The following is a 5558-nucleotide window of genomic DNA, read 5'->3' as shown; positions in this document are numbered from 1 at the left end:
TTGACACTATTTAAAAGCATAACTAAAGAACAACTTGTGTGGATTTTTGCTGATTCAGAATGCTAAAAAATAAAGTTGGTTTTACTTCCTTTTCGGGAGTCATTCTAACTATAAAAATTATCATTTAAGACAGTAAAAAAACTCAAAGTTAATTCATTACGAACATAATTTTTAGCGATTTTGCCAGATTAGATGAGCCAAGTTTAGAAGCTTCTTTAAAGAGCTTCATAGCAAGATTAAACTGAAGAGTTTGATCATGGCTCAGATTGAACGCTGGCGGCAGGCTTAACACATGCAAGTCGAGCGGAAACGATGATAGCTTGCTATCAGGCGTCGAGCGGCGGACGGGTGAGTAATACTTAGGAATCTACCTAGTAGTGGGGGATAGCACGGGGAAACTCGTATTAATACCGCATACGACCTACGGGAGAAAGGGGGCAGTTTACTGCTCTCGCTATTAGATGAGCCTAAGTCGGATTAGCTAGATGGTGGGGTAAAGGCCTACCATGGCGACGATCTGTAGCTGGTCTGAGAGGATGATCAGCCACACCGGGACTGAGACACGGCCCGGACTCCTACGGGAGGCAGCAGTGGGGAATATTGGACAATGGGGGCAACCCTGATCCAGCCATGCCGCGTGTGTGAAGAAGGCCTTTTGGTTGTAAAGCACTTTAAGCAGTGAAGAAGACTCCGTGGTTAATACCCACGGACGATGACATTAGCTGCAGAATAAGCACCGGCTAACTCTGTGCCAGCAGCCGCGGTAATACAGAGGGTGCAAGCGTTAATCGGAATTACTGGGCGTAAAGGGAGCGTAGGTGGCTCGATAAGTCAGATGTGAAATCCCCGGGCTCAACCTGGGAACTGCATCTGATACTGTTGAGCTAGAGTATGTGAGAGGAAGGTAGAATTCCAGGTGTAGCGGTGAAATGCGTAGAGATCTGGAGGAATACCGATGGCGAAGGCAGCCTTCTGGCATAATACTGACACTGAGGCTCGAAAGCGTGGGTAGCAAACAGGATTAGATACCCTGGTAGTCCACGCCGTAAACGATGTCTACTAGTCGTTGGGTCCCTTGAGGACTTAGTGACGCAGCTAACGCAATAAGTAGACCGCCTGGGGAGTACGGCCGCAAGGTTAAAACTCAAATGAATTGACGGGGGCCCGCACAAGCGGTGGAGCATGTGGTTTAATTCGATGCAACGCGAAGAACCTTACCTGGTCTTGACATATCTAGAATCCTGCAGAGATGCGGGAGTGCCTTCGGGAATTAGAATACAGGTGCTGCATGGCTGTCGTCAGCTCGTGTCGTGAGATGTTGGGTTAAGTCCCGCAACGAGCGCAACCCTTGTCCTTAGTTACCAGCGGGTTAAGCCGGGAACTCTAAGGATACTGCCAGTGACAAACTGGAGGAAGGCGGGGACGACGTCAAGTCATCATGGCCCTTACGACCAGGGCTACACACGTGCTACAATGGTAGGTACAGAGGGCAGCTACACAGCGATGTGATGCGAATCTCAAAAAGCCTATCGTAGTCCAGATTGGAGTCTGCAACTCGACTCCATGAAGTAGGAATCGCTAGTAATCGCGGATCAGAATGCCGCGGTGAATACGTTCCCGGGCCTTGTACACACCGCCCGTCACACCATGGGAGTTGATTGCACCAGAAGTGGATAGCCTAACCCTCGGGAAGGCGTTCACCACGGTGTGGTTGATGACTGGGGTGAAGTCGTAACAAGGTAGCCGTAGGGGAACCTGCGGCTGGATCACCTCCTTATAGATGGCATTCGGTCAGCAAGAATTCACAACAAGTTGTTCTTTAGTTTAAGCTTACGTTTATAACAAGCGTAATTGGGTCTGTAGCTCAGCTGGTTAGAGCACCGTGTTGATAACGCGGGGGTCAGTGGTTCAAGTCCACTTAGACCCACCATTTTACATGGGGCCATAGCTCAGTTGGTAGAGCGCCTGCCTTGCACGCAGGAGGTCAACGGTTCGACTCCGTTTGGCTCCACCACTATAAACGCCAAGTAAGCTTTAGATGCCAATAAATATAATAGGTATTCAACAGAATTAAGTGATCGTTATTGATTATTTACTTCTGTTTTATACAGAACTTATGACTCGACGAGAGCATAAGAACTATTTAAAAACATAGATATGAGTCTGGGTTAGGAAGAGCGTGTTCACGCGCACTTCTTAACCTTAGTAATCGACCTCTTAACGACATCAGTTGTTATCCCAGGGGTTGATTACTAAAAAAATAAAGAGAACTGAATCAAGCGTATAAACATAGGTGATATCGTTATCATAATTAGACTTTATGACACTTTGAAGTCAAAGCTTATTTATAAGTTAAGACTACTTGGGGTTGTATGGTCAAGTAATGAAGCGCACATGGTGGATGCCTTGGCAGTCAGAGGCGATGAAAGACGTGACAGCCTGCGATAAGCTTCGGGGAGGCGGCAATATCCTGTGATCCGGAGATTTCTGAATGGGGAAACCCACCTACCATAAGGTAGGTATCTTGTACTTGTACAAGAAGCGAACGAGGGGAAGTGAAACATCTCAGTACCCTTAGGAATAGACATCAAATGAGATTCCCCTAGTAGCGGCGAGCGAACGGGGAGAAGCCGATTAATTCTAATGTAGAAGAACAGCGTGGGAAAGCTGACCGTAGTAGGTGATAGTCCTGTATTCGAAACATTAGAGTTAACATATTAAGTAGAGCGGGGCACGAGAAATCCTGTTTGAAGATGGGGGGACCATCCTCCAAGGCTAAATACTCCTGACTGACCGATAGTGAACCAGTACCGTGAGGGAAAGGCGAAAAGAACCCCTGTGAGGGGAGTGAAATAGAACCTGAAACCGTGTGCGTACAAGCAGTAGGAGCCTCAATTTATTGGGGTGACTGCGTACCTTTTGTATAATGGGTCAGCGACTTATGTTCTGTAGCAAGGTTAACCGTTTAGGGGAGCCGTAGGGAAACCGAGTCTTAATAGGGCGAATTAGTTGCAGGGCATAGACCCGAAACCGAGTGATCTATCCATGAGCAGGTTGAAAGTGCCGTAACAGGCACCGGAGGACCGAACCCACTGTCGTTGAAAAGCCAGGGGATGACTTGTGGATAGGGGTGAAAGGCTAATCAAACTCGGTGATAGCTGGTTCTCCCCGAAAGCTATTTAGGTAGCGCCTCGGACGAACACCATTGGGGGTAGAGCACTGTTTCGGCTAGGGGGTCATACCGACTTACCAAACCGATGCAAACTCCGAATACCGATGAGTGATATCCGGGAGACACACAGTGGGTGCTAACGTCCATTGTGGAGAGGGAAACAACCCAGACCGCCAGCTAAGGCCCCAAATTCCTAGTTAAGTGGGAAACGAGGTGGGAAGGCATAGACAGCTAGGAGGTTGGCTTAGAAGCAGCCATCCTTTAAAGAAAGCGTAATAGCTCACTAGTCGAGTCGGCCCGCGCGGAAGATGTAACGGGGCTCAAACTAGGAGCCGAAGCTGCGGATTTGAATTTGTTTTCAAGTGGTAGGGGAGCGTTGTGTAAGCCTGTGAAGGTGTGTCGTAAGGCATGCTGGAGGTATCACAAGAGCGAATGCTGACGTGAGTAACGATAATGCGAGTGAAAAGCTCGCACGCCGGAAGATCAAGGGTTCCAGTCCAACGTTAATCGGGGCTGGGTGAGTCGACCCCTAAGGCGAGGCCGAAAGGCGTAGTCGATGGGAAATTGGTTAATATTCCAATACTTGTTTATAATGCGATGGAGGGACGGAGTAGGTTATGTCAGCCTGGCGTTGGTTGTCCAGGTGAAAGGATGTAGGCTTACAGTTTAGGCAAATCCGGACTGTAATACGGCTGAGATCTGATAGCAAGCTGTACTTGTACAGCGAAGTGGCAAATACCATGCTTCCAGGAAAAGCTTCTAAGCAATAGTTATAAACGAATCGTACCCTAAACCGACACAGGTGATCAGGTAGAGAATACCAAGGCGCTTGAGAGAACTCTGCTGAAGGAACTAGGCAAAATGGTACCGTAACTTCGGGAGAAGGTACGCTGCCGATGGTGATAGGACTTGCTCCTTGAGCTGTTGGCAGTCGCAGATACCAGGCTGCTGCAACTGTTTATTAAAAACACAGCACTCTGCAAACACGAAAGTGGACGTATAGGGTGTGATGTCTGCCCGGTGCTGGAAGGTTAATTGATGGGGTTAGCGTAAGCGAAGCTCTTGATCGAAGCCCCAGTAAACGGCGGCCGTAACTATAACGGTCCTAAGGTAGCGAAATTCCTTGTCGGGTAAGTTCCGACCTGCACGAATGACATAATGATGGCAGCGCTGTCTCCAGCAGAGACTCAGTGAAATCGAAATCGCAGTGAAGATGCTGTGTACCCGCGGCTAGACGGAAAGACCCCGTGAACCTTTACTACAGCTTTACATTGAACTTTGACCTGACTTGTGCAGGATAGGTGGGAGGCTTTGAAGCAGACACGCTAGTGTTTGTGGAGCCAATCTTGAAATACCACCCTGGTCATGTCGGGGTTCTAACTCAGGTATAACAATACCGAGGACAATGTATGGTGGGTAGTTTGACTGGGGCGGTCTCCTCCTAAAGAGTAACGGAGGAGTACGAAGGTGCGCTCAGACCGGTCGGAAATCGGTCGTAGAGTATAAAGGCAAAAGCGCGCTTAACTGCGAGACCCACAAGTCGAGCAGGTACGAAAGTAGGTCTTAGTGATCCGGTGGTTCTGTATGGAAGGGCCATCGCTCAACGGATAAAAGGTACTCTGGGGATAACAGGCTGATACCGCCCAAGAGTTCATATCGACGGCGGTGTTTGGCACCTCGATGTCGGCTCATCTCATCCTAGGGCTGAAGCAGGTCCTAAGGGTATGGCTGTTCGCCATTTAAAGAGGTACGCGAGCTGGGTTTAGAACGTCGTGAGACAGTTCGGTCCCTATCTACCGTGGGCGTTGGAAATTTGAGAGGATCTGCTCCTAGTACGAGAGGACCAGAGTGGACGAACCTCTGGTGTTCGGGTTGTCACGCCAGTGGCATTGCCCGGTAGCTACGTTCGGATGGGATAACCGCTGAAAGCATCTAAGCGGGAAGCCCACCTCAAGATTAGATTTCCCTAAAGAGCCGTTGAAGACTACGACGTTGATAGGCAGGGTGTGGAAGTGCAGCGATGCATGTAGCTAACCTGTACTAATTGCTCGTTTGGCTTGACCATACAACACCCAAGTGGTTTGTATGAAAGCTCTAATTAATCTATCTTGTATAAGTGAAAGCTTATAGAATAAAAGAAAGAATATTTCGATATCACCTTAAACCTTGATTCAGTTAGGTTTATGTTGATGAGACTACAAATAATATTGCAGTCAAAATAACAATAACAGACTCATATCTAACCCCCTTTGCTGACGACAATAGCATGATGGCACCACCTGATCCCTTCCCGAACTCAGAAGTGAAACATCATCGCGCCAATGGTAGTGTGGCTCCGGCCATGTGAGAGTAGGTCATCGTCAGCTCTCTATTCCTGAAAACCCCC

2 tRNA genes and 3 rRNA genes are annotated in these 5558 nt (G+C 48.4%); all 5 read left to right on the top strand.

The window, feature by feature from the left end:
• Window positions 1-238: 238 nt before the first annotated feature.
• The 5 genes from AC2FA3_RS14810 (at window position 239) to rrf (ending at window position 5538) form a co-directional block, all read left to right on the top strand.
• Window positions 239-1777, top strand: a 16S ribosomal RNA gene (locus AC2FA3_RS14810).
• 76 nt (window positions 1778-1853) lie between these two features.
• A tRNA-Ile gene (locus AC2FA3_RS14805) sits at window positions 1854-1930 on the top strand.
• 8 nt (window positions 1931-1938) lie between these two features.
• Window positions 1939-2014 (top strand) — tRNA-Ala (locus tag AC2FA3_RS14800).
• Between the two features lie 360 nt (window positions 2015-2374).
• Window positions 2375-5237, top strand: a 23S ribosomal RNA gene (locus AC2FA3_RS14795).
• Window positions 5238-5423: 186 nt separating this feature from the next.
• Window positions 5424-5538, top strand: a 5S ribosomal RNA gene (gene rrf, locus AC2FA3_RS14790).
• Together the 16S, 23S and 5S rRNA genes with 2 tRNA genes alongside form the textbook arrangement of a ribosomal RNA operon.
• Window positions 5539-5558 lie beyond the last annotated feature (20 nt).

It is taken from the genome of Janibacter sp. CoH_79_TC_3, from assembly GCF_058197955.1.
This window is presented reverse-complemented; position numbering and strand designations above follow the sequence as displayed.